The following is a 23,632-nucleotide window of genomic DNA, read 5'->3' on the forward strand; positions in this document are numbered from 1 at the left end:
CCCCCCCCCCCCCCCCCCACCGCCGCCGGTCGAGAAGGTCTGGCATGTGGCTCTGGCCGGGCAGGTGACGGGTCCGTTCAGCCGCGCCAATCTGGGCCGGCAGGCCGCCGCCGGCAGCTTCAGCCGCGAGTCGCTCGTCTGGGCCCCGGGCCAGGACGGCTGGAAGCGCGCCGAGGAAATCACCGAGCTCGCACAGCTCTTCACCATCGCCCCGCCGCCGCCGCCCGAGGCCTGAGCACCCATGCCCGCCGCCCGTCGGCCGGAGGCCGAATTCCACTACCCCTGCGAATCCTGCGGGGCCGATCTGCGCTTCGCCCCCGGGCAGGAGCGGCTGGTCTGCGACCATTGCGGCCATGTGCAGGACATCCCCCGCGCCACCGGCCGCGGCGCGCGCACGCTGCACGAGCTGCCGCTGGAGCTCGGGCTGCAGGCGCGCCTCCCCGAAAGCGAGATCGAGGAGAGCCGCACCCTGTCCTGCCCGAACTGCGGCGCGGCGATCGAGATGCAGGGCGCGGCGCATGCCACCGAATGCCCCTATTGCGCGACCCCGGTCGTGACCGATACCGGCACGCGGCGGCAGATCAAGCCGCAGGGGCTGGTGCCGTTCCGGCTGACGGAGGAGGACGCGCGCGCGGCCCTCGGGCGCTGGCTCGGCAGCCTGTGGTTCGCGCCCTCCGGCATCGCGCAATATGCCCGGCGGGGGCGCAGGATGACCGGGATCTATGCCCCCTTCTGGACCTTCGACGCCCAGACCCGCACCGATTATGCAGGCCAGCGCGGCGATTACTGGTACGAAACCCGGCAGGTGCAGGTGATCATCGACGGCCGCCCCGAGATGCGCACCGAACAGGTGCGCCATGTGCGCTGGAGCCCGGTTTCAGGCCGCGTGGCCCGCGCCTTCGACGACGTGCTGATCTATGCCGCGCGCTCGCTCCGGCCCGCGCATGTGGACGGGCTCTGGCCCTGGAACCTGTCGGAGCTGACCGATTACCGGCCGGATTACCTGGCCGGGCTCGCCGCCGAAGGCTACACCGTGGATCTCAATGAGGGCCACCACCTCGCGCAGGCGGAGATGCTGCGGGTGATCCAGTCCGATGTGCGGCGCGATATCGGCGGCGACGAACAGCGCGTGCTGCGCATGGACCCGGCCTTCTCGGCCGAGACGTTCAAGCACATCCTGCTGCCGATCTGGACCGCGGCCTATCGCTTTCAGGGCCGCAGCTATACTTTCGTCGTCAATGCCCAGACCGGCCAGGTGCAGGGCGACAGGCCCTGGTCGCCCTGGAAGATCGCCGCCGCCGTGGCTGCCGCGCTCGTGGTCATCGGTGTGGTCTACTACCTGGACCGCTCGGGCCGCTTCTGATTGCGCGGGCGGGGGGCGGCGGATAATGCTGTTGGCGCAAACATCGGGGGGAGGACCGATATGATCCTGTGCTGCGGGGAGGCGCTGATCGACATGCTGCCGCGCGAGACGGCCGGAGGCGAGGCCTGCTTCGCCCCCTATCCGGGCGGCGCGGTGTTCAATACCGCGATCGCGCTCGGGCGGCTGGGCACGCCCGCAGGGCTGCTCTCCGGGATCTCCACCGACCTCTTCGGCGTGCAGCTGACCCGCGCCCTGGCTGCATCGCAGGTGCGCACCGATCTGGCGATCCGCTCGGATAGGCCGACGACCCTCGCCTTCGTGACCCTGACCGAGGGCCAGGCGCGCTACGCCTTCTACGACGAAAACACCGCCGGGCGGATGCTGGCCCCCACTGAGCTGCCCGCGATCCCGGCCGATGTGGCCGCGCTGTTCTTCGGGGGGATCTCGCTCGCCGTGGAGCCCTGCGCCACGGCCTATGAGGCGCTCGCGCTGCGCGAGGCACACCATCGCCTGCTGATGCTCGACCCGAATATCCGCCCCGGCTTCATCCGCGACGAAGCCGGATACCGTGCCCGCATCGCCCGGATGATCGCCGCGGCCGATATCGTGAAACTGTCGGACGAGGACCTGCGCTGGCTGGAAGGCCCGGGCGAGACCGAGGCCCTCGCCCGCGCGATCCTCGCCCGCGGGCCGCGGATCGTGTTCATCACCGAAGGCGCGAACGGTGCCTATGGCTTCAGCGCCACCGATGCGGTCTTCGTCCCGGCGCAGCGGGTGGCGGTGGTCGATACCGTGGGCGCAGGCGATACGTTCAACGCGGGCGTGCTGGCGGCGCTGCACCGGGTCGGTGCGCTCAGTAAGGCCGCTGTGGCCGCGGCCGACGGCGCCCTGATCGAGAGCTGCCTGCGGCTCGGTGTACTGGCAGCAAGCGTCACCGTCGGCCGCGCCGGCGCCAACCCGCCCTGGGCAAAGGAGCTGCCATGAGAACCCTGATCCAACGCGTCCGCCATGCCAGCGTGGAGGTCGATGGCCGCACAACCGGCGCCATCGGGCCGGGCCTGCTGATCCTTGTATGCGCGATGCAGGGCGATACCGAGGTACAGGCCGAGAAGCTGGCGGCGCGGGTCGCCAAATGCCGCATCTTCCGCGACGAGGCGGGCAAGATGAACCGCTCGGTGCTCGATATCGGCGGCGCCTGCCTGGTGGTCAGCCAGTTCACCCTGGCCGCCGATACCTCCACCGGCAACCGGCCGGGCTTCTCCTCCGCCGCCGCCCCCGATCTGGGCGAGAAGCTGTATCAGCATTTCAGTGCCGCGCTGCGCGGCTTCGGCCTGCCGGTCGAGAATGGCGAATTCGGCGCCGATATGGCGGTCAGCCTGCTGAACGACGGCCCGGTGACGATCTGGATGGATACCGCGGACCGGAACTGAACCCGGCCCGTTTTCTGCGCCGCAGCGGTTTTCCTTGACTTTCGCGCCGATCCGCCCCATCTGCTAGCCATCCGCAACCCCGCTGCCCGCGTGAGCAGCCGCGCCCGTCAGGCGCAAGGGGCGGACACCATGGCCTCACATCACGCGGGGGGCCGGCGGACCAAACGTCCGCGCCCCGCCCGCCCGCCGGTTCGCCGGCCTCCCCTTCTGCGCGCCCTCCCTGCGCGCCCATGAAAGACAGTCTTTTGGAAAACTTCGAAAACCTCGGCCTCGCGCCGATTCTGGTCCAGAATCTCACGCGCCTTGGCCTGACCAAGCCGACGCCGATTCAGGAACAGGGCATCCCCCATATCGTCCGCGGCCGCGACCTGCTCGGCCTCGCGCAGACCGGCACCGGCAAGACCGCGGCTTTCGGCCTGCCGATGCTCACCCGCATCATCGCCTATGGCAAACGCCCCGGGCCGAAAACGGTGCGCGCCCTCGTCCTCGCGCCCACCCGCGAACTCGCGACCCAGATCCACGAGAACCTGAGCGCCTTCGGCGAAGGCGCCCCGATCCGGATCCAGCGCGTCGTCGGCGGCGCCTCGATCAACGTGCAGACGGAAAAGCTCGCCAAGGGCACCGATGTGCTGATCGCCACCCCCGGCCGCCTGCTCGATCTGCTCGAACGCCGCGCGCTGGTGCTGTCGGAAACCAAATATCTGGTGCTCGACGAAGCCGACCAGATGCTCGACATCGGCTTCATCCACGCCCTGCGCCGGATCGCGAAGCTGATCCCGGCGGAGCGGCAGACGATGCTGTTCTCCGCCACCATGCCGAAGCTGATGGAGGAGCTCGCCCAGAGCTACCTGACCGACCCGGTCAAGGTGCAGGTCGCGCCGCCGGGCAAGGTCGCCGATAAGATCGAGCAGGGCATCCATTTCGTCAATCAGGGCGACAAGGCGACGCTGCTGTCGGAATACCTGGCCAAACACCCGGGCGAGCTCGCGGTGGTCTTCAACCGTACCAAACACGGTTCCGACAAGCTCGCGCGGCTCCTCGAAAACTGGGGCTTCTCCGTCGCAGCGATCCACGGCAACAAATCGCAAAACCAGCGTGAGCGCGCCCTGAGCGCCTTCCGCGCCGGCGAGATCCAGGTCCTGGTGGCAACCGACGTCGCCGCCCGCGGCCTCGATATCCCGCTCGTCGCCCATGTCTACAACTACGACCTGCCGAACGTGCCGGAAAACTATGTCCACCGCATCGGCCGGACCGCGCGCGCCGGCCGCAACGGCCGCGCCGTGGCCTTCTGCGCCCCGGCGGAAATGGACGATCTGAAGGCGATCCAGAAGGCGATGAACGCCAATATCCCGGTCATCGGCGGCGAACCGCACGCGGTGGTGGATGCGCCCCGCCCCGGCCAGTCCAAACAGGGCAAACGCCCGCATCGCGGCCATGGCGGCCAGGGTCAGGGCAAGCCGCAGGGCCAGCGCCCGCGCAGCGATGCCCCGCGCAAACCGGCCCGTGCCGCCGATGGCGGCGCGGCCCGCCCCCGTCGGCGCGGCGCCGCCGCGACGGCGGAGTAGAGCCAGAAAGGGGCCCCTCGGGGCCCCTTTGCCTTGTGGTCACGGCCGGTCCGGCGATCACTCCTGCAGATGCGCCTCCAGGAACCACAGCGCCTTGTCCAGGTCGCGCGAGGCCGCGGTGAAGATATCCGCCGCATCGGCATCGCCCGCCTCATCCGCGGCATCGATCGCCGCGCGCACCATATTCGCCACCTCGCCATAACGCGCGATCAGCGCCTTCAGGTGGTCCTTGATCGCGAAAATATCGGTCGGATAGGCCTTCAGCTCCGACGCCTCCGCCACCACCTGTGTCGTACCCAGGGCCGTACCGCCCAGCTGCACCGCCCGCTCCGCGATCGTGTCGGTATGGCCGTCCAGCGTCGCGCGGAACCCGTCCAGCATCTCGTGCACGGCAATGAACTGGATCCCCTTGAGGTTCCAATGCGCCTGCTTGGTCAGCAGCGCGAGGTCGATCATCGCCGCGAGATTCTTGTTCAAAAGGTCGATCACCGTCTTCTTGGCATTCGAGGGAACATCGTTGAGAGTCTTGTGCGCCGTCATCGCTTCACTCCTTTGCGTGCAGGCCGGCCCGCCGGCCGGTTCCCTGCGCCAACGCGCAGCCCGCGCCGATGTTCCCCCGCTTGCCCCGCCGCAGGCTTCGCGCTAACCCCGGGCCATGGCCAAGCTGTATTTCCACTATTCGACGATGAACGCGGGCAAGAGCACGATCCTGCTCCAGGCCTCCTACAACTATATCGAACGCGGGATGCAGACCTTCCTCGTCACCGCAGCACTCGATGGCCGCGCGGGCACCGGCCGCATCGCCAGCCGGATCGGCATCGGCGCGGATGCCGCGCTTTTCGGCCCCGCAACCGACATGTTCGCGCTGCTGGAGGCCCGCCTGGCCCAGGGCCCCTGCGCCTGCGTCTTCATCGACGAGGCGCAGTTCCTGTCGCAAGATCAGGTCTGGCAGCTCGCCCGCGCCGTCGACGATCTGAACCTGCCGGTGATGTGCTACGGGCTGCGCGTGGATTTCCGCGGTGCGCTGTTCCCGGGCTCGGCGGCCCTGCTCGCGCTTGCCGATGAGATGCGCGAGGTCCGCACCATCTGCCACTGCGGGCGCAAGGCGACGATGGTCGTGCGCCTCGGCGCCGACGGGCGCCCCGCCCATGAGGGCGCCCAGGTCCAGATCGGCGGCAACGAGACCTATGTCTCGCTCTGCCGCCGCCACTGGCGCGCGGCGATGGAGAGCTAGATCGCGTTCGGCGGCATCTGGCCGTCGCGGAACGCGATCAGATTGTCGAGCGCCATGAACCCCATCGCGTCGCGCACCTCCAGCGCCGCGGTGCCCAGATGCGGCAACAGCGTCACATTCTCCAGCCGCCGCAGCGCCTCCGGCACGAAGGGCTCCTTCTCGAACACGTCGAGCCCCGCCCCGGCGATCCGCCCGGCCTCCAGCGTCGCGATCAGCGCCGGCTCATCCACGATGTCCCCCCGCGCGATGTTGATGAAATGCGCATGGGCCTGCATCCGGGCGAATTCCGCAGCCCCGATCAGGTGATGCGTCTCGGGCGCGGCAGGCACCGCCACCACCACGAAATCCGATGCAGCGAGCAGCGCGTCGAGCGTCACCTGCCGCGCCGGGAAGCCAGCCTCTTTGGCCGAGCGGTTGTAGTACAGCACCTGCATGCCGAAGCCGAAATGGCAGCGCCGCGCGATCGCCGCGCCGATCCGCCCGAGCCCGATGATGCCCACCGTCTTGCCGGTCACATGCTGGCCCAGGAACTGCGTCGGCGTCCAGCCGGTCCAGGCGCCGGAGCGCACATAACGCTCGCCCGCGCCCGCCCGCCGTGCGCTCATGAGCAAGAGCGTCATCGCCACATCTGCCGTGGCATCGGTCACTGCGCCCGGTGTATTCGTCACCACGATGCCGCGCGCCTTCGCCGCCGCCGCGTCGATATGGTTGTAGCCCACGCCGAAATTCGAGACGATCCGCGCCCGCAGATCGCCTTGCAGCGCCTGCGCCGTCACCTTGTCGCCCAGCGTGACGAGGAGCGCATCATAGCCCTGCAGGGCCGCATGCGCCTCCTCCTCCGTCATCGGCACGGCGCCGTTGCGGAAGGTCACGTCGAATTCCGCCGCAGCCTTCGCCTCCACCGCAGGGGTCAGCTGGCGCGTCACCAGTAGCTTCATCAGAACAGCCTCCCGCCGATGGGCACATCCTGCCCCGGCCCGATCAACACCACTTCGCCGCTCTCGTCCGGCACGCCGAGCGTCAGCACCTCCGACATGAACGGCCCGATCTGCCGCGGCGGGAAATTCACCACCGCCAGCACCTGCCGCCCGACCAGCTCCTCGGGCGTGTAGTGCCGGGTGATCTGTGCGGAGGATTTCTTCTGCCCCAGTTCGCCGAAGTCGATCAGCAGCTTGTAGGCGGGCTTGCGCGCCTGCGGGAAGAGCTCCGCGGCCACGATCCGGCCAACCCGGATATCCACCTTCTGGAAATCGTCGAATGTGATCATTTGCCGAGCTCCCGCCCACGCGCCGCCGCAGCCTCCACCGCGCGCCGCAGCAGCGCCGGGAAGCCCGCCTCCGGATCCATCAGCACAGCCAGCGCCGCCGCCGTGGTGCCGCCCGGCGAGGTCACATTGACCCGCAGCTGCCCCGGATCTTCGTCCGATTGCATCGCCAGCGCCCCGGCCCCGGCCACGGTGGCCTTCGCCAGCTGCAAGGACAGCGCCTCGGGCAGGCCCTCGGCCACACCGGCCGCGGCCAGCGTCTCGATCAGATGGAACACATAGGCCGGGCCCGAGCCCGACACCGCCGTCACCGCGTCGATCTGCGCCTCGCTCTCCAGCCGCACCACGCCGCCCACCGCGCTCAGCAAGCCCTCGGCCAGCGCGAAGCCCGCCTCGCTCACGGCGCCGTTGCGGCAGATCGCGGTGATCCCCTGCCCGATCGCCGCGGGCGTGTTGGGCATCGCCCGCACGATCGGCACGCCCGCGCCGAACACCTCCTCGAAGGCCGAGATCCGGGTTCCGGCCGCGATCGAGACCACCAGCGTATCGGCGCCGATGCCCTGCAGCTGCGGCAGCGCCGCGCCCATCATCTGCGGCTTCACCGCCACCAGAACCACCGCCGGATGCGGCGGCAGCGGGGCGTTCAGCGCCGCGCCCGTCCCCTTCAGCCAGTCCGACGGATAGGGCTCGATCACATGCACCGCGGCAGGCGCGAGCCCGCCCCGCAGCCAGCCCGCCAGCAGCGCCGAACCCATCTTGCCGCAGCCCAGCAAGACCAGACCGCGCGCCTCGATTTGCGAAAAATCCATGCTATTCCCCTTTGCGAAGGGGACCTTAAGCCCGGCCGTAAGCCTCTGCAATGGCCACGTTCAGCGCCGCTTCGGGGGCCTCGTCGCCCCAGCAGGTGAGCTGCATCGCGGGGTAAAACCGCTCCGCCGCCATCACCGCCGCGCCGATCAGCCGGTCGATCTGGCCCTCTCCCGGCACCTGCCCGCCCGCGAGGATCAGCCCGTGGCGCCAGACCATCATCTTGTGCTCGCTCCAGTAGGTGAAGGCGCCGGTCCAGACCTGATCGTTGATGCGGTTCAGCAGATCGAGCAGCGCCGGCACCCGGCGCCGCGGCGGCTCCATCTCGAAGGTCGAGATCAGCCGCAGCGTCTCGTCCTGCACGGACCAGGCGAGGGTGATGGAATAGGTGCGCCACTGGCCCTGCACCACCATCGCGATCTGGTCCTCGGCGATCCGGTCGAAATCCCAGTCCTGCGCTTCGGCCAGCGTCTCGACCACGTCGATCGGATGGATATCCTCGGCGTAAAGATAGCTCTCGCTCAGCGCCATCGTTCCTGCGTCCCTGCCCCTTGACCGACCCTTGGGTTCATAGCCCTAGGTCTTGGTTCGTGCACCAGTCACGGCGTTGTGACCCGCCTGCTCTACAACATATCGTGGCTGCACGGAGTCAGTCTGTAAAGCAAATTCACGCGTTTTCGGGCCGGATACCGACGAATTCTGTGGACAAAATCACTTTTCCAGCAGGCCTGCGCCCACAGGAAAAACAATCCGCCCCTGACGCGGGGTCAGGGGCGGCACAATCATTACCTACACACTCGGAACAACTCGTTACACAGGCACTGTTTACCGAACAGATCAGCCGCGACGGCGGCGGAACAACGCGAAGCCGCCGAAGGCGCTGGCCATGAGCGGCAGCGCAGCCGGAAGCGGGACGGCGGGAAGTTCATTGGTCACGTTGGTGACCCCGAAGACGAAATCGTTGTAGTCGAAATCGCCCGCGATCGTGTCCTCGAAGGCGACCATGAAGCCCTTGTCAGCCACCAAACCCGCCCGGGCGTAATTGGTTCCCGTCAAAAAGGTGGTCGGCGAGGAGCCATAGCTGTTCAGGCTGAACACGATCTCGGTGCCCTTGGCGAACAGGCCTTCGAGCGTGACGGTCTTGCCGAAGGTATCGACCTTGTTGAAGAACAGCGGCTGGTCGGCCCCGTCGCGGACATAGAAGCCGAAGTTGTAGTTGGCGGCATCCGAGCCGATATAGGTCACGGTGACCGGGCCATCATTGGCCACATAGATATGCGCACTGGTGGCAGCGGCACCGGGGACGTAATCGCTGATGGTGACGGCGGCAGCGGGGAGGGCTGCGGCGAGCGCGATCACGGAAGCGGCAAGGGCGGATTTGAACATTTCACTCTCCAATATGACGACAGTATCTCCTCTTCATCGCCACCATCCGCATTTTCGCGGCGCCCGTCATTCTATTAGTTATCAAATGGTTAAACATGCCATTTTAACCAACCCCCGGTAAACACCCAGCCACTCCACACGAGAACTGGATACCACCCGGACACAATCACGGAAACTGCGTGTAAAATTGATTCGCTAACACGCCAGAGTTGTGCTCCGAACCATGCGCCCCAACCATGCGTTTGACTCGGACGACAGGCCCTCTAGACTGCGCGCCAGAACAGGAGCCACCCCATGTCCGAAACCGGCTATCAGGTCCTAGCCCGCAAATACCGCCCCGCGACCTTCGCCGATCTGATCGGGCAGGAGGACATGGTCCGCACGCTGAAGAACGCCTTCGCCGCAGACCGGATCGCGCATGCCTTCATCATGACCGGGGTGCGCGGCGTGGGCAAAACCACGACGGCGCGGATCATCGCCAAGGGGCTGAACTGCACCGGCGCGGACGGCAAGGGCGGCCCAACCACCGAGCCCTGCCTGCGCTGCGATAATTGCCGCGCCATCGCCGAAGGGCGCCATGTCGACGTGATCGAGATGGACGGCGCCTCGCAGACCAAGGTCGACGACATCCGCAACAACGTGCTCGACAGCGTGCATTACGCGCCGACCTCCGCGCGCTACAAGGTCTACATCATCGACGAAGTGCACATGCTGTCGAATTCGGCCTTCAATGCGCTGCTGAAGACGCTGGAGGAGCCGCCGGCGCATGTGAAATTCATCTTCGCCACCACCGAGATCCGCAAGGTGCCGGTGACGGTGCTGTCGCGCTGCCAAAGGTTCGACCTGCGCCGGATCGAGCCCGAGGTGATGATGGCCCATCTGGCGAAGGTGGCAGGGCTGGAGAGCGCACAGATCGCGCCCGATGCGCTGGCGCTGATCACGCGGGCGGCCGAAGGCTCGGTGCGCGATGCGATGTCGCTTCTGGATCAGGCGATCGCGCATGGCGCGGGCGAGACCACCGCCGACCAGGTCCGCGCGATGCTCGGCCTCGCGGACCGGGCGCGGGTGCTCGACCTGTTCGACATGGTGCTGAAGGGCGATGCGGCGGGCGCGCTCACGGAGCTGTCTGGCCAGTATTCGGACGGCGCCGACCCGATGGCGGTGCTGCGCGACCTGGCCGAGATCACCCATTGGGTCTCCGTGATCAAGATCACCCCCGAGGCCGCCGACGACCCGACCGTACCGCCCGAGGAGCGCACCCGCGGCCAGGCGATGGCGGCGGCGATCCCGATGCGGGTGCTGTCGCGCCTGTGGCAGATGCTGCTGAAGGCGATCGAGGAGGTTTCGGCCGCGCCGAATGCGATGATGGCGGCGGAAATGGCGCTGATCCGGATGACCCATGTGGCCGATCTGCCGGATCCGGAAACGCTGATGCGCAAGATCCAGCAAGGCAATGGCGCGGCGCGGGGCACACCGGCGCCGGGCGGCGGCGGCGCTCCGGCCACCACCCGCGCGCTGCTGAACGGGCCCGCGCTGCATGTGGCGCCATCGGGTGCTGCGGTGGCCGTGGCGGTGGCGGCGGGCGCGCTCGCGGCCTATGCGCGGTTCGAGGATGTGGTCGAGCTGATCCGCCGGATGCGCGACGTGAAGCTCCTCGTCGATGTGGAAAACGGGGTGCGGCTCGTAAGCTACGCCCCCGGCCGGATCGAATTCGAGCCCGCCCCCGGCGCCCCGCGCGAGCTGGCGGCCACGCTGCAGCAGCGGCTGCAGGGCTGGACCGGCGCCCGCTGGGGGGTGTCGATCGTGAACGAGGGCGGCGCCCCCACCATCGCCGCGGTCCGCGATGCCGACCGGCTCGCGGCCGAGGCCGAGGCACGCGCCACCAATCCGGTGGTGCAGGCGATTTTCGCCGCTTTCCCGGAGGCGGCATTCGAGGGCATCACATTGGCCCGCGACATCGTACAGGAACAGGCCCAGGAGGCCCTGCCCGAGGTCGAGGACGAATGGGACCCGTTCGAGGACGGTTGAGGAGAGAACGATGTTCAAGGGTTTGGGCCAGCTTGGCGACATGGCCAAGATGATGAAGGCCGCGAAGGAGATGCAGGAGCGGATGGCCGCGCTGCAGGAGGATCTGGGCCGGATCGTGGTCACCGGGGAGGCGGGCGCGGGCCTGGTGCAGGCGCGCGCGACCGCGCGGGGCGAGCTCACCGGGCTCAATATCGACCCCTCGATCCTGGTCGCCTCGGAGAAGGAGATCGTGGAGGATCTGATCCTCGCCGCGATCAAGGATGCGCAGGCGCGCGGCCGTCCGCGCTCAGGACGAACAGCGCAAGCTGCTCTCGGAGCTGGGCCTGCCCGCCGACATGAACCTGCCTCCGCTCTGACCGGCAATGACCGGGCGCGACGAGATCGAATCCCTGATCGGGCTGATGGCGCGGCTGCCGGGGCTCGGGCCGCGCTCGGCCCGGCGCGCGGTGCTGCATCTGCTGCGCAAGCGCACGGGGCTGATGGCGCCGCTGGCCTCTGCCATGGCCACGGTCGCCGAACAGGCGCGCGATTGCCCCATCTGCGGCAATATCTCCACCGGCGCCACCTGCGAGATCTGCGCCGATCCGGCGCGGGCCACCGGCGAGATCTGCGTGGTGGAGGATGTGGCGGACCTCTGGGCGATGGAGCGCGGCCATGCCTTCAAGGGCCGCTACCATGTGCTGGGCGGCGTGCTTTCGGCGCTCGATGCCATAGGGCCCGAAGAGCTGGGCATCCCGCGCCTCATCGCGCGGATCCAGGCGGAGGAGATCCGCGAGGTGATCCTCGCGCTCAATGCCACCGTGGAGGGCCAGACCACCGCGCATTACATCGCCGAGGCGATCGGCCCCGCAGGGCCACGCATCACCTCGCTCGCGCAGGGCGTCCCGATCGGGGGCGAGCTCGATTACCTCGACGACGGCACCATTTCGGCCGCCCTTCGCGCGCGCCGATCGTTCTGATGCCGACTTCCCCCGAAACCGCGGATTTCCTGCTGGAGCAGCTCGGCGGCCAGGTCCGGCTGCACCGGATGTTTGGCGAATATGCGGTGAAGGTCGGGGCGAAAACCGTGGGCCTGCTGTGCGACGATGCGCTTTTCGTGCGCCAGCTGCCGGAGGTGACGGCCTTCCTCGGCGATCCGGTCGCGGGCCTGCCCTACCCCGGCGCGAAACCCTGGTGGCGCATCGACCCGGACGCCTGGGAAGACAGCGACCGGCTCCGCGCGCTGATCGGCCTGCTGGCGGAGTTGCTGCCCGAGCCCACGCCGCGCGGCAGAAGACCGCGCCATTAACCCATCCGGCATTGATCCCCCTCCCCCCGGAGAGTATCACGGGGGAAATCACCACATGCCCGGGGACGATGGATGAACCGCCTGTATCACGTCGCACTCTCGCCCTTCTGCCGGAAGGTGCGCCTGACGCTCGCGGAGAAGAAGATCGAGGTCGAGCTGGTCGAGGAAAAGCCCTGGGACCCTTCGCCGGATTTCCTGCGCCGCAATCCGGCGGGCAAGGTGCCGGTGCTGCGGATGGGCGCCCTGACCATGGCCGAGAGCCAGGCCATCTGTGAATATGTCGAGGAGACCCATTCCACCCCGCCGCTGATGCCGCGCGATGCCGAGGGCCGCTTCGAGGTGCGCCGGGTCTGCGGCTGGTTCGACGACAAGTTCAACGCCGAGGTCACCCGCAAGATCATGGGCGAGCGGGTCTGGAAGCGGGTGATGAAGAAGGGCTATCCGGACAGCAAGACGGTGAAGGAAGGCCTCACCGCGATCAAGTATCACATCGACTATATGAGCTGGCTGCTCGATCAGCGCCGCTGGCTCGCGGGCGATGTGATGACGCTGGCGGATTTCACCGCCGCCGCGCATCTGAGCTGCCTCGACTATATCTCCGACGTGGACTGGGACCGCTCCGCCAACGTCAAGGACTGGTATGCCAAGATCAAGTCGCGCCCGGCCTTCCGCTCGCTGCTGGCCGATCAGCTGCCCGGCATGCCGCCCGCGCCGCAATATGCGGAACTCGATTTCTGAGCCGATAGCGGCGGGTCCCGCGGGGAGGGCATCCGCATGCAGGAGCTGAAGGCAGCGCTGGAAAGGCAGGCCCTCGCCGAGGGCTTTGCCAAGATGCGCGTGACCCGCCCCGATGCGATCCCCGAGGCGATGGGCCGGCTGCGCGCCTTCCTCGCCGAGGGCCAGCACGGCCAGATGGACTGGATGGCCGAGCGCGCGCACTGGCGCGGCGATCCGGCCGCGCTCTGGCCGGAGGCGCGCGCGGTGGTGATGCTGGCCGAAACCTATACCCCCGAGGCCGATCCCCGCGCCGCTACCCTTCTGCACGATCGCGGCGCGATCAGCGTCTATGCCCAGGGCAAGGATTACCACGACCTGGTGAAGCGGCGGCTGAAGCGGCTCGGACGCTGGCTGATCGAGGAAGCCCGCGGCCGGGGCAGCGCGGCCGAGATCAAGGTCTTCGTCGATACCGCGCCGGTGATGGAAAAGCCGCTGGCGCAGGCGGCGGGCCTCGGCTGGCAGGGCAAGCACACGAACCTTCTGGCGCGCGATCTGGGCAACTGGTTCTTTCTGGGGGCGATCTTCACCACGCTCGAGCTCCCCCCCGATGCGCCCGAGACCAGCCATTGCGGGCGCTGCACCGCCTGCCTCGATGCCTGCCCGACGCAGGCCTTCCCCGCGCCCTACCAGCTCGATGCACGGCGCTGTATTTCCTACCTGACGATCGAGCACCGCGGCCCGGTGGCGCCGGAGCTGCGCGGGCTCCTCGGCAACCGGATCTATGGCTGCGACGATTGCCTGGCCGCCTGCCCATGGAACAAGTTCGCCGCCACCGCGCGCGACATCGGCTATGCCGCGCGCCAGGGCAGCCCCCCGCTCGCGGAGCTGGCAGCCCTCGACGACACCGCCTTCCGTGCCCGATTCGCAGGCTCGCCGATCAAGCGCATCGGCCGCGACCGGATGGTGCGCAATGTGCTCTATGCGATCGGCAATTCGGACGATCCCACCCTCGCGCCCGCAGCCCGCGCCCGCCTCGCGGACCCGGACCCTGCCGTCGCCGAGGCCGCCCGCTGGGCGCTGGCGCGGCTGGGCATTGCGATTGTCGACAATCCTGATATGCCGGAGCCATGACCCCCGTCACCACCCCCACCCCCGCCTTCGGCAAAGGCATCGCGCTGAAGCTCGGCTCCGTCGCCGCCTTCACGGTGATGTTCGCGATGATGAAGGCGGTGGCCGACAGGGTGCCCCCGGGCGAAATGGTGTTCTTCCGCTCCGCCTTCGGCATCGTCCCGATCGTGATCTCGCTCGCGCTCAGCCACGAACTGTCGGGCGGGATCCGCGTGCAAAGCCCGCTGGCGCATATCCTGCGCGGGCTGATCGGTACCTGCTCCATGGGCCTCGGCTTCGCCGCGCTGGCCTTCCTGCCGCTGCCCGAAGCCACCGTGATCGGCTATGCCGCGCCGATCCTCACGGTGATCTTCGCAGCCCTCCTTCTGGGCGAGCAGGTGCGCCTCGTGCGCTCCGCCGCGGTGGTCCTCGGCATGATCGGGGTCGTCATCGTGCTCTGGCCCCAGCTCGAAGGCCAGGCCAGCCGCTCGGAGGCGATCGGCGCCGGGCTCGCGCTCTGCGGCGCCTGCTGCACCGCGCTGGTGATGATCCACATCCGCCGCATGGTGGGCACGGAGCGCACCTCCGCCATCGTGTTCTGGTTCTCCTTCACCGCGGCGACCCTGTCGCTGCTCACGCTTCCCTTCGGCTGGGTCCTGCCCACCCCGGGCGAAGCCGCGCTGCTCATCGGTGCGGGCCTCATCGGCGGCTGCGCCCAGATCCTGATGACCTCGGCCTATCGCTTCGCGGATGCCTCGGTGATCGCGCCGTTCGAATATACCTCCATCGTCGTGGCCCTCATCCTCGGCTATACCGTCTTCGGCGAGGTGCCCGCGCGCACCACGCTCATCGGGGCGGCGGTGGTGATCGCGGCCGGCGTGCTGATCATCTGGCGCGAGCACCAGCTCGGCCTCGAACGCCGCCGCCCGCGCAAGGCGACCACGCCACACGGATAGGCTGATTCCCGCCCTGCGACGCTTCGTCCGGGTGAAATAGGGCCGGATCGGTGCTATATGGGACGGACGTCAACAGTAGGAGGCTGCCATGACCCGCCACGTCATCGACCGCGCCGCGCCCAAAGCCGAAGGCGCCCGCGTGAAACACTTCCTCGAACTGGCCCGCCGCGAAGGGATCCATCCCGCGATCGTCGGCATGAGCCAGCGCCCCGTGGGCCGCACCGCGCGCAAGATCGAGGAATTCCTGCGCATCGACCGGCAGGAACGCCCCGCCCACTGAACAAGGCCTCAAAGCGCGCCCCGCGGGGCGCGCCTCTGCGTTGCCCCCTCAGGCGCGCACATGCGCCTCGTAGGTCTGGGCAATATCGCGCGCAAGTGCACCGACCTCGAACTGGAAGGCGCCGATCTGGCCCACGGGCGTCACCTCCGCCGCGGTCCCGGTCAGCCAGCATTGCTCGAATTCGGCAAGCTCCGTCGGCAGGATGTGGCGCTCGTGCACGGGGATGCCCTTCTGCCGCAGCAGCCCGATCACCGTCTGCCGGGTGAGCCCGTTCAGGAAGCAATCCGCCAGCGGCGTATGCACCGCGCCCTCCTTCACGAAGAAGATGTTCGCCCCCGTCGCCTCCGCCACATAGCCGCGGTAATCCATCATCAGCGCATCCGAACAGCCCTTCGCCTGCGCCGCATGCTTCGACATGGTGCAGATCATGTAGAGCCCCGCCGCCTTCGCCTCCGAGGGAATCGTGGCCGGATCCGGGCGGCGCCATTTGGAAATGTCGAGCTTCGCGCCCTTCATCTTCGCCTCGCCATAATAGGCGCCCCATTCCCAGCCCGCGATCGCCAGCCGCACCGGGTTGCCCGCCGCCGAAACCCCCATCTCGTCGCCCGCGCCGCGGAAGGCCACCGCCCGCACATAGGCGTCGCGCCAGCCGTTCACGCGCAGCATCTCGTATTTCGCGGCCTCGATCTCCTGCACGCTCCAGGGGATCTCCATGTCCAGCAGCTCCGCCGACCGGCGCAGCCGCATCGCATGTTCGACGCCCTTGAAGATGCGCCCGTTGTAGCACCGCTCTCCCTCGAAGACCGAGGAGGCATAGTGCAGCGCATGGGTCAGGACGTGGACCTGCGCCTTGCGCCATTCCACCATCTTGCCGTCCATCCAGATCCAGCCATCGCGGTCCTCATACGAGCCGGTCATTTCGTTCTCCTTTACCCAACCTCATTTTGCACAAGTTGCTCGATAACCGGCCATTCCGGTCATAATATTGCGCAAAACTTGCGCCGGGCTAACAATTGATTCTTGGAAAGTCAACAAGGCTGTCCTAAAATCGCGCAAAAGCGAGGAAGGTCACACATGGCAGACAGCGGCACGCAGGGCGGGGAAACCCTGCTGTTTCTCACCGACGAGCAGCTCCGGCGCGGCATCGAGGCGATGTTCTTCGCCTATCGCGGCTTCACCGCCGATCCGGACCGGATCCTGGAGAAGCATGGCTATGGCCGGGCCCACCACCGGGCGATTCACTTCATCAACCGCGAGCCCGGGCTGACGGTGACGACGCTGCTTTCGGTGCTGGGCGTGACGAAACAGTCGCTCAACCGGGTGCTGCGCGCGCTGATCGACGATGGCCTCGTGGAAAGCCGCATCGGCCGGCGCGACAAGCGCGCCCGGCATCTGCACCTGACCGGCACCGGCGAGGCGCTGGAGCGCGAGCTGTCCGAGGCGCAGCGGGCGCGGATGCGGGCAGCCTACCGCTCCGCCGGACCGCAGGCGGTGGCGGGCTTCCGCCAGGTGCTGGAAGCGATGATGGACAGCGACCTGCGCCGCCACTACCAGATGCTGAAGGACCAGAGCTGATGACCGACGCCAATGCGCCGCACCTGCTGATCGTCGATGACGACGAACGGATCCGGGGGCTTTTGCACAAGTTCCTGGCCCGGAACGGTTTTCTCGTCACGGCGGCGCGCGACGCGGCGCATGCGCGCAGGCTCCTGCTGGGGCTGGAATTCAACCTGATCGTGCTCGATGTGATGATGCCCGGCGAGGACGGGCTGAGCCTCACGCGCGATCTGCGGCGCAAGATGAGCACGCCGATCCTGCTGCTGACCGCGCGTGGCGAGACCCGGGAGCGAATCGAGGGGCTGGAGGCAGGTGCCGACGACTACCTGCCGAAGCCGTTCGAGCCGAAGGAGCTGCTGCTGCGGATCAACGCGATCCTGCGCCGGGTGCCCACCGAGGTACGGGCCGGGCCGAAGTTCATCTCCCTCGGGCCGCTGCGCTACGATCAGGACCGCGGCGAGCTGTGGCAGGGCGAAAGCCCGGTGCGGCTGACCGCGACTGAAGTCGCGCTGATGCGGATCTTCGCCGCCCGCGCGGGCGAGGTGGTGAGCCGCACCGACCTCATCGACGAGCTCGGCCGCGACCGCTCCGCCCCCGCCGAGGAGACCGGCGACCGCGCCGTCGATGTGCAGATCACCCGCCTGCGCCGCAAGATCGAACCCGATCCGCGCGAGCCGCGCTACCTGCAGACGGTGCGCGGCCTGGGCTACATGCTGGCCCCCGACTGAGCCCCCGGGCGGTGGCGCGCGCCTCTCCCCGCCGCCGCGACGGATCGCCGCAAGGCGTTTTCCCCAAGGAAATCACACTCCGGCATATAAACTGGCTGCTGGACTGACAAAAACGTGATTGCTACAAATCCAGAATGATCGGCGGCATGCGAGTGCGGCCCGTCACGTCGTATAGGCCCGGGGTCCGGGCAGGGAAGGAGTACATTCGTGTCCCACGCAGAAGACGCAGGCACCCGGAGGGATTTCCTCTACTACGCAACGGCGGGCACGGGCGCCGTGGCCGCGGGCGCGGCCATCTGGCCTCTGGTGAACCAGATGAACGCCTCGGCAGACGTCAAGGCGCTCGCCTCGATCTATGTCGATGTCTCGGGGGTCGAGACCGGCACCCAGCTCACGGTGAAATGGCGCGGCAAGCCGGTGTTTATCCGCCGCCGCACGCCCCAGGAGATCGAGGCCGGCCGCGCCGTGGATGTCAGCACGCTGACCGACAAGACCGCGGAAAACGCCAACAAGCCGGGCGCCGATGCCGCCGACCAGAACCGCACCCTCGATGAGGCCGGTGAATGGCTGGTGATGATGGGCGTGTGCACCCACCTCGGCTGCGTGCCGCTGGGCAACGGTTCGGGCGATTTCGGCGGCTGGTTCTGCCCCTGCCACGGCTCGCACTACGACACCGCCGGGCGGATCCGCAAAGGCCCCGCGCCGCGCAACCTCGATATCCCGGTGGCGAAGTTCACCGACGAAAAAACCATTCTTCTGGGTTGAGGAGGCGCGCATGTCCGGAATTCCCCACGACCATTACGAGCCCAAGACCGGCATCGAGAAATGGCTGCACGCGCGGCTCCCCGCCGTCGCGCTGATCTACGACACGATCATGATCCCCACCCCCAAGAACCTGAACTGGTGGTGGATCTGGGGCATCGTGCTCGCCTTCTGCCTCGGCCTGCAGATCGTCACCGGCATCGTCCTGGTGATGCATTACACCCCGCATGTCGATCTGGCCTTCGCCTCCGTCGAGCATATCATGCGCGATGTGAACGGCGGCTATGCGCTGCGCTACCTGCATGCGAACGGCGCCTCGCTGTTCTTCGTGGCCGTCTATATCCACATCTTCCGCGGCCTCTATTACGGCTCCTACAAGGCCCCGCGCGAGATCACCTGGATCGTCGGCATGATCATCTACCTGCTGATGATGGGCACCGCCTTCATGGGCTACGTTCTGCCCTGGGGGCAGATGTCGTTCTGGGGCGCCACGGTGATCACCGGCCTGTTCGGCGCCATCCCCGGCATCGGGCCCTCCATCCAGGCCTGGCTGCTGGGCGGCCCGGCGGTGGATAACGCCACGCTGAACCGCTTCTTCTCGCTGCACTACCTGCTGCCCTTCGTCATCGCCGGGCTGGTTCTGGTCCATATCTGGGCCTTCCACACCACCGGCAACAACAACCCGACCGGCGTCGAAGTGCGCCGCGACAGCAAGGAAAACGCGAAGAAGGACACCCTGCCCTTCTGGCCCTATTTCGTGATCAAGGACCTGTTCGCCCTGGCGCTGGTGCTGCTGGTGTTCTTCGCGGTGGTGGGCTTCATGCCCAATTACCTCGGCCACCCCGACAACTACATCGAGGCGAACCCGCTCGCCACGCCCGCGCATATCGTGCCCGAATGGTACTTCCTGCCGTTCTACGCGATCCTGCGCGCCTTCACGGCCGATGTCTGGGCGGTGATCCTCGTCAACAAGATCACCTTCGGCATCGTCGATGCGAAGTTCTTCGGCGTGCTGGCGATGTTCGGCGCGATCGCGGTGATGGCGCTGGCGCCCTGGCTCGATACGTCGAAGGTGCGCTCGGGGCAGTTCCGGCCGGTGTTCAAATGGTGGTTCTGGCTGCTGGTGCTCGATTTCGTCGTGCTGATGTGGGTGGGCGCGATGCCAACCGAATTCCCCTACGACTGGATCTCGCTGATCGGCGCCACCTACTGGTTTGCCTATTTCCTGGTGATCCTGCCCGTGCTGGGCCTCGTCGAGAAGCCGCTGCCGATGCCGGCGACGATCGAGGAGGACTTCAACAACCACTACGGCACCCCGGCGGAATGAGGACGAGGACCATGAAAAAACTTCTGATCACGGCCCTGTCCGCCATGCTGCTCTCCGCCCCGGTGATGGCGGCCGAGGGCGGCGCTCATGTCGAGGATTACGCCTTCAGCTTCGAAGGCCCCTTCGGCAAGTTCGACCAGCAGCAGCTGCGCCGCGGCTTCCAGGTGTACCGGGAAGTCTGCTCCGCCTGCCACGGGCTGAAATACGTCGCCATCCGCGCGCTGGCGGATGACGGCGGCCCGCAGATGGACCCGGACTGGGTGCGCAGCTTCGCCGCCACCCTGGACCCGGCGATCGACAAGGACACCGGCGAAGAGCGCCCGCGCAAGGAAACCGACCACTTCCCCAGCCGCAGCGGCGAGGGCATGGGGCCGGACCTCAGCCTGATGGCGAAGTCGCGCGCGGCCTTCCACGGCCCCTACGGCTCCGGCATCAACCAGCTGGTGCGCGGCATCGGCGGGCCGGAATACATCCACGCCCTGCTCACCGGCTTCACCGGCGAGACCAAGGAGGAAGCCGGCGCGACCTTCTACGAGAACCACATCTTCTCCACCGGCTGGATCACGATGCCGCCGCCGCTCAGCGACGATATCGTGACCTACGAGGACGGCACCCCCGCCACGGTGGAGCAGATGTCGGAAGACGTGGCGGCCTTCCTGATGTGGACGGCGGAGCCGAAGCTGATGCCGCGCAAGCAGATGGGCTTCACCGCCGTTCTGCTTCTGGGCCTGCTCACGGTGCTGCTCTATCTCACCAACAAGCGGCTCTGGGCGCCGCACAAGGGCAAGCACGGCACCGAAGCCTGAGGCACCGCCCCAAACCACCGGAACGCGCCCCTCGGGGCGCGTTTTCCATTGCGCGCCCTTGTGTTCGGCGCGCCGCAGGTCCACCCTGCCGCGGCAAAAGGAGACCTGATGACAAACCGTGCCCCCCGCCTCTGCGTCCTGATCGACGCCGACAACGTTCCCTCCGGCTATGCCGAAGCCATCTTCGAGGAGATCGCGGGCCTGGGCGAGGCCTCCGTTCGCCGCATCTATGGCGACTGGTCCGCCACCCGCCTCACCGGCTGGGCCAAGAAGATCGGCTCGCTCGGCATGGTCCCCGACCAGCAGTTCTCCAACACCAAGGGCAAGAACGCCTCCGACATCGGCCTGGTGATCGCGGCGATGGATTTCCTGCATTCCGGCCTGTTCGACGGATTCGTGCTGGTTTCGTCCGACAGCGATTTCACCCGCCTCGCAGCCCGGATCCGCGAACAGGGGCTCGATGTCTTCGGCATCGGCGAGAAGAAGACCCCGGCCGCCTTCCGCAATGCCTGCAAGCGCTTCATCTATGTGGAGAACCTGACCGGCGACACCGCCGAGATGCCCGAAGCCGAAGCGCCCCAGCCGGCCCGCGCGCCGCGCGCCGCGGAGCAGGCCCGCAGCGCCGCGCCAGACACGGCGCCCCCCGCCGGGCGCACGCCCGAGACCCCCCGGCCGGAGCCCGAGCACGACATCGCCCTGCCCGTGCTCCCGAGCTTCTCCGACGTTCTCGCCGCAAGCCGCCCGCAGCCGCTCCCGGCGGCCCGGGCGGTGCCGCTGATCCGCCGCGCGATGGAGCGGATCGACCAGGAAGCCGAATGGTATTCGCTGGGCCAGCTCGGGCAGTTCATCACCCAGGCCACGCCCGATTTCGACACCCGCACCTATGGCTGCGCCAAACTGTCGGACCTGATGCGCCGCACCGGCCAGTTCGAGCTGAAACAGGGCAGCGGCAACCACCTCCTGGTGCGCCTCATACCGCAGGGCTGAGCCCCCAACCGGGGCCCCTTCAGGCGGGCGCTCACCCTTCCGTGGCGGGCGCCCCCGTGCCATAGCGTGCCATGAACATCTCCACCGCGCCCTCCACGATCCGGCGGGCATCGCGCGCGCTCACCCCCGCCGTCACACCGAAGATCAGCCGGGCATGGATGTCGGCCTTGCACAGCTCGGCGAACTGGTCGGAGGCGAGGTCCACATCCTCGATGCGCAGCTCCCCGCGGGCCACGTATTCGCGCAGGTAATCGCCCAGCCGCGCGCGCAGCAGCATCGGCCCGGAATGGTAGAAATCATGCCCGATCTCGGGGAAGCGCTGCGCCTCGGCCACCCCGATGCGAAACATCGCCATGCCGAAATCCGAGGAGATGAACTCCACGATTCGCCCGCCCACATAGCGCAGCATTTCGGGCGCCCCGGCGAAGGTCGTGACCAGGCTCACCGCCTCGTTGGCCTGGCGCGTGCATTCGCTCTTCGCGGCCTCCAGGAACAGCAGCCGCTTGTCGGGGAAATAGCTGTAGAGCGTCGCCTTGGAGACGCCGGCCGCCGCGGCGATATCATCGACCGAGGCGCCCTCGAACCCGTCGCGCAGGAAAATCGTCCGGGCGCCTTCCGGCACCTGCTCGAACTTGCGCCCGCGACGGATCATCGGCTTTGTCTGGGACATGGCGTTCCTTGCGTGTTACCGCCGAACATAAACCCGGGAGTTCAGCTCCCGCAAGCCTCAGCCGATGCGCCCGCGCTGCCCGCCGGTCTGCGCGCGGTCGAGCAGCAGGTGGTCGAGGATCACGCAGGCCATCATCGCCTCCGCCACCGGCACCGCGCGGATGCCCACGCAGGGGTCGTGGCGGCCCTTGGTCACCACCTCCACATCCTGCCCGGCCACATCCACCGAAGCCCGCGGCGTCAGGATCGACGAAGTCGGCTTCACCGCAAAGCGCAGCACGATCGGCTCGCCAGTGGTGATGCCGCCCAGAATGCCGCCCGCGTGGTTGGAGCCATAGACGACCTCGCCCACGCCGCCCATGTGCATCTCGTCGGCATTGTCGGTGCCGGTCAGGCCCGCCGCCGCCATCCCCTCGCCGATTTCCACGCCCTTGACCGCATTGATCGACATCATCGCCGCGGCGAGGTCGCTGTCCATCTTGGCATAGATCGGCGCGCCGAGCCCCGGCGGCACATGCTCGGCCACCACCTCGATCATCGCGCCGACCGAATTGCGGTTCTTTCGGATCGCCTCCAGGTAATCCGACCACTCATCCACCACCGCCGCATCCGGGATGAAGAACGGGTTGCGCAGGATCTCCTCGCGCTCAAAACGCTCGCGCGCAATGTGCTTCACGCCCATCTGCACCATGTAGCCGGTGATGCGCAGCGCGGGCGCCATATGCGCCAGCACCGCCTGCGCCACGCCCCCTGCCGCGACCCGCGCCGCGGTCTCGCGCGCCGAGGAGCGCCCGCCGCCGCGATAGTCGCGAATGCCGTATTTCTGGTGATAGGTGATGTCGGCATGGCCCGGGCGGAACTGCTGGGCAATCTCGCCATAGTCCTTGCTGCGCTGATCGGTGTTCTCGATCATCAGCTGGATCGGCGTGCCGGTGGTGCGGCCCTCGAACACGCCCGACAGGATCTTCACCCGGTCGGGCTCCTGGCGCTGCGTCGTCATCTTGGATTGGCCCGGCCGGCGCCGGTCCAGGAACACTTGGATGAAGGCCTCGTCCAGCGGCACCCCGGGCGGGCAGCCATCCACCGTCGCCCCCAGTGCGGGCCCGTGGCTCTCGCCCCAGGTGGTGACGCGAAAGACATGTCCGAAGGTGTTGTAGCTCATCGCGGTCTCCCTTTGCCTTCGGGATAGCCGGGCGGGGCGCGGCGCTCAAGCGGATTCCCCTTGCGGGCCACGGGCCAGGCCCTATGCTGGCCGGACCTCGGGGTGCCCGGAGCAATCCGGCTGAGACGCGCAGGCGAACCCGCAGTACCTGATCCGGTTAAAACCGGCGGAGGGAAGGTATCCGGATTCACCGGCCTGCTCCGCCCAAA

The 23,632-nt window shown here is 67.9% G+C and carries 26 protein-coding genes, 3 pseudogenes and 1 riboswitch; of the genes and pseudogenes, 20 read left to right on the plus strand and 9 right to left on the minus strand.

All coding sequences use genetic code 11. From position 1 onward, the window contains the following. From ACOMG5_RS06780 to ACOMG5_RS06800, 5 genes are all read left to right on the plus strand, one after another. Positions 1–235, plus strand: a 235-nt coding sequence (locus tag ACOMG5_RS06780; RefSeq protein ID WP_420343037.1) for a DUF4339 domain-containing protein, incomplete at its 5' end; no start/stop codon positions are given. 6 nt (positions 236–241) lie between these two features. After that, positions 242–1,363, plus strand: a complete 1,122-nt coding sequence (locus ACOMG5_RS06785) for a primosomal protein N' (replication factor Y) - superfamily II helicase (RefSeq protein WP_420343038.1) — start codon at positions 242–244, stop codon at positions 1,361–1,363. Positions 1,364–1,423: 60 nt separating this feature from the next. Continuing rightward, a complete protein-coding gene (locus ACOMG5_RS06790) occupies positions 1,424–2,347 on the plus strand; it encodes a carbohydrate kinase family protein (RefSeq protein ID WP_420343039.1) in 924 nt (307 codons plus the stop codon). Beyond that, positions 2,344–2,793, plus strand: coding sequence for a D-aminoacyl-tRNA deacylase (dtd, locus tag ACOMG5_RS06795; protein ID WP_420343040.1), 450 nt, complete (start codon positions 2,344–2,346; stop codon positions 2,791–2,793). Before ACOMG5_RS06790 ends, dtd begins: the two co-directional genes overlap by 4 nt. 230 nt (positions 2,794–3,023) lie before the next feature. Beyond that, on the plus strand, positions 3,024–4,358 hold the full coding sequence (locus tag ACOMG5_RS06800; protein WP_420343041.1) for a DEAD/DEAH box helicase: 1,335 nt from the start codon (positions 3,024–3,026) through the stop codon (positions 4,356–4,358). Positions 4,359–4,415: 57 nt separating this feature from the next. Here ACOMG5_RS06800 and dps read toward each other — a convergent pair. Further along, positions 4,416–4,910 (minus strand): annotated as a pseudogene (dps, locus tag ACOMG5_RS06805) (DNA starvation/stationary phase protection protein Dps); the annotation flags it as partial. A 103-nt stretch (positions 4,911–5,013) separates the two neighbouring features. Between dps and ACOMG5_RS06810 the strand changes: the two are divergent. After that, positions 5,014–5,592, plus strand: coding sequence for a thymidine kinase (locus tag ACOMG5_RS06810; protein WP_420343042.1), 579 nt, complete (start codon positions 5,014–5,016; stop codon positions 5,590–5,592). Here ACOMG5_RS06810 and ACOMG5_RS06815 read toward each other — a convergent pair. From ACOMG5_RS06815 to ACOMG5_RS06835, 5 genes are all read right to left on the minus strand, one after another. Next, a complete protein-coding gene (locus ACOMG5_RS06815) occupies positions 5,589–6,530 on the minus strand; it encodes a 2-hydroxyacid dehydrogenase (RefSeq protein ID WP_420343043.1) in 942 nt (313 codons plus the stop codon). The genes ACOMG5_RS06810 and ACOMG5_RS06815 overlap by 4 nt on opposite strands. Then, entirely contained in the window at positions 6,530–6,859 is a 330-nt protein-coding gene (locus tag ACOMG5_RS06820; protein ID WP_420343044.1) for a tRNA-binding protein, read from the minus strand. The genes ACOMG5_RS06815 and ACOMG5_RS06820 overlap by 1 nt, the downstream gene beginning before the upstream one ends. Further along, a complete protein-coding gene (gene proC, locus ACOMG5_RS06825; protein ID WP_420343045.1) occupies positions 6,856–7,665 on the minus strand; it encodes a pyrroline-5-carboxylate reductase in 810 nt (269 codons plus the stop codon). The genes ACOMG5_RS06820 and proC overlap by 4 nt, the downstream gene beginning before the upstream one ends. 25 nt (positions 7,666–7,690) lie before the next feature. Further along, positions 7,691–8,194, minus strand: coding sequence for a YbjN domain-containing protein (locus ACOMG5_RS06830; RefSeq protein WP_420343046.1), 504 nt, complete (start codon positions 8,192–8,194; stop codon positions 7,691–7,693). Positions 8,195–8,500: 306 nt separating this feature from the next. Continuing rightward, positions 8,501–9,049: a VPLPA-CTERM sorting domain-containing protein gene (locus ACOMG5_RS06835; RefSeq protein WP_420343047.1), complete on the minus strand. Its 549-nt coding sequence runs from the start codon at positions 9,047–9,049 to the stop codon at positions 8,501–8,503. A 288-nt stretch (positions 9,050–9,337) separates the two neighbouring features. On the opposite strand from ACOMG5_RS06835, the pseudogene ACOMG5_RS06840 reads away from it, so the two are divergent. The 8 genes and pseudogenes from ACOMG5_RS06840 to ACOMG5_RS06875 form a co-directional block, all read left to right on the plus strand. Further along, a pseudogene (locus ACOMG5_RS06840) lies at positions 9,338–11,077 on the plus strand (DNA polymerase III subunit gamma/tau); the annotation flags it as partial. 10 nt (positions 11,078–11,087) lie between these two features. Next, positions 11,088–11,433: pseudogene (locus ACOMG5_RS06845) on the plus strand (YbaB/EbfC family nucleoid-associated protein). 6 nt (positions 11,434–11,439) lie between these two features. Beyond that, positions 11,440–12,036, plus strand: a complete 597-nt coding sequence (gene recR, locus ACOMG5_RS06850; protein WP_420343048.1) for a recombination mediator RecR — start codon at positions 11,440–11,442, stop codon at positions 12,034–12,036. Further along, a complete protein-coding gene (locus ACOMG5_RS06855; RefSeq protein WP_420343049.1) occupies positions 12,036–12,365 on the plus strand; it encodes a TfoX/Sxy family protein in 330 nt (109 codons plus the stop codon). The genes recR and ACOMG5_RS06855 overlap by 1 nt, the downstream gene beginning before the upstream one ends. A 72-nt stretch (positions 12,366–12,437) precedes the next feature. Further along, positions 12,438–13,103 (plus strand): glutathione S-transferase family protein, encoded by a 666-nt coding sequence (locus tag ACOMG5_RS06860; RefSeq protein ID WP_420343050.1) that lies wholly within the window; start codon positions 12,438–12,440, stop codon positions 13,101–13,103. Positions 13,104–13,139: 36 nt separating this feature from the next. Further along, positions 13,140–14,213 carry a tRNA epoxyqueuosine(34) reductase QueG gene (queG, locus tag ACOMG5_RS06865; protein ID WP_420343051.1) on the plus strand — a complete coding sequence of 358 codons (1,074 nt, stop codon included), beginning with the start codon at positions 13,140–13,142 and terminating at the stop codon, positions 14,211–14,213. Then, positions 14,210–15,145, plus strand: coding sequence for a DMT family transporter (locus ACOMG5_RS06870; protein ID WP_420343052.1), 936 nt, complete (start codon positions 14,210–14,212; stop codon positions 15,143–15,145). The genes queG and ACOMG5_RS06870 overlap by 4 nt, the downstream gene beginning before the upstream one ends. 88 nt (positions 15,146–15,233) lie before the next feature. Further along, positions 15,234–15,425: a hypothetical protein gene (locus tag ACOMG5_RS06875; protein ID WP_420343053.1), complete on the plus strand. Its 192-nt coding sequence runs from the start codon at positions 15,234–15,236 to the stop codon at positions 15,423–15,425. A gap of 48 nt (positions 15,426–15,473) precedes the next feature. On the opposite strand, the gene ACOMG5_RS06880 is transcribed toward ACOMG5_RS06875, so the two are convergent. Next, positions 15,474–16,343 carry a branched-chain amino acid aminotransferase gene (locus ACOMG5_RS06880; protein ID WP_420343054.1) on the minus strand — a complete coding sequence of 290 codons (870 nt, stop codon included), beginning with the start codon at positions 16,341–16,343 and terminating at the stop codon, positions 15,474–15,476. A 156-nt stretch (positions 16,344–16,499) separates the two neighbouring features. Between ACOMG5_RS06880 and ACOMG5_RS06885 the strand changes: the two genes are divergently transcribed. The 6 genes from ACOMG5_RS06885 to ACOMG5_RS06910 all read left to right on the plus strand — a co-directional run bounded on the left by ACOMG5_RS06885 (position 16,500) and on the right by ACOMG5_RS06910 (position 21,592). Further along, entirely contained in the window at positions 16,500–17,000 is a 501-nt protein-coding gene (locus tag ACOMG5_RS06885; protein ID WP_420343055.1) for a MarR family winged helix-turn-helix transcriptional regulator, read from the plus strand. Then, positions 17,000–17,710: a response regulator gene (locus tag ACOMG5_RS06890; RefSeq protein WP_420343056.1), complete on the plus strand. Its 711-nt coding sequence runs from the start codon at positions 17,000–17,002 to the stop codon at positions 17,708–17,710. Before ACOMG5_RS06885 ends, ACOMG5_RS06890 begins: the two co-directional genes overlap by 1 nt. Before the next feature lie 207 nt (positions 17,711–17,917). Continuing rightward, positions 17,918–18,475 carry a ubiquinol-cytochrome c reductase iron-sulfur subunit gene (gene petA, locus ACOMG5_RS06895; protein ID WP_420343057.1) on the plus strand — a complete coding sequence of 186 codons (558 nt, stop codon included), beginning with the start codon at positions 17,918–17,920 and terminating at the stop codon, positions 18,473–18,475. Between the two features lie 10 nt (positions 18,476–18,485). Beyond that, positions 18,486–19,799: a cytochrome b gene (petB, locus tag ACOMG5_RS06900; RefSeq protein ID WP_420343058.1), complete on the plus strand. Its 1,314-nt coding sequence runs from the start codon at positions 18,486–18,488 to the stop codon at positions 19,797–19,799. A gap of 11 nt (positions 19,800–19,810) precedes the next feature. Beyond that, positions 19,811–20,605 (plus strand): cytochrome c1, encoded by a 795-nt coding sequence (locus tag ACOMG5_RS06905; RefSeq protein ID WP_420343059.1) that lies wholly within the window; start codon positions 19,811–19,813, stop codon positions 20,603–20,605. Positions 20,606–20,710: 105 nt separating this feature from the next. Further along, positions 20,711–21,592, plus strand: coding sequence for an NYN domain-containing protein (locus ACOMG5_RS06910; protein ID WP_420343118.1), 882 nt, complete (start codon positions 20,711–20,713; stop codon positions 21,590–21,592). Between the two features lie 31 nt (positions 21,593–21,623). On the opposite strand, the gene ACOMG5_RS06915 is transcribed toward ACOMG5_RS06910, so the two are convergent. Both ACOMG5_RS06915 and aroC read right to left on the minus strand, forming a co-directional pair. Beyond that, a complete protein-coding gene (locus ACOMG5_RS06915) occupies positions 21,624–22,262 on the minus strand; it encodes a TetR/AcrR family transcriptional regulator (RefSeq protein ID WP_420343060.1) in 639 nt (212 codons plus the stop codon). Between the two features lie 57 nt (positions 22,263–22,319). Next, complete coding sequence (aroC, locus tag ACOMG5_RS06920; RefSeq protein WP_420343061.1) at positions 22,320–23,423, minus strand: chorismate synthase; 1,104 nt, start codon at positions 23,421–23,423, stop codon at positions 22,320–22,322. 88 nt (positions 23,424–23,511) lie between these two features. Then, positions 23,512–23,615: riboswitch (TPP riboswitch) on the plus strand. The last annotated feature ends 17 nt before the right edge of the window (positions 23,616–23,632 follow it).

It is taken from the genome of Paenirhodobacter sp. (genome assembly GCF_041916475.1).
Lineage (GTDB): Bacteria > Pseudomonadota > Alphaproteobacteria > Rhodobacterales > Rhodobacteraceae > Rhodobacter.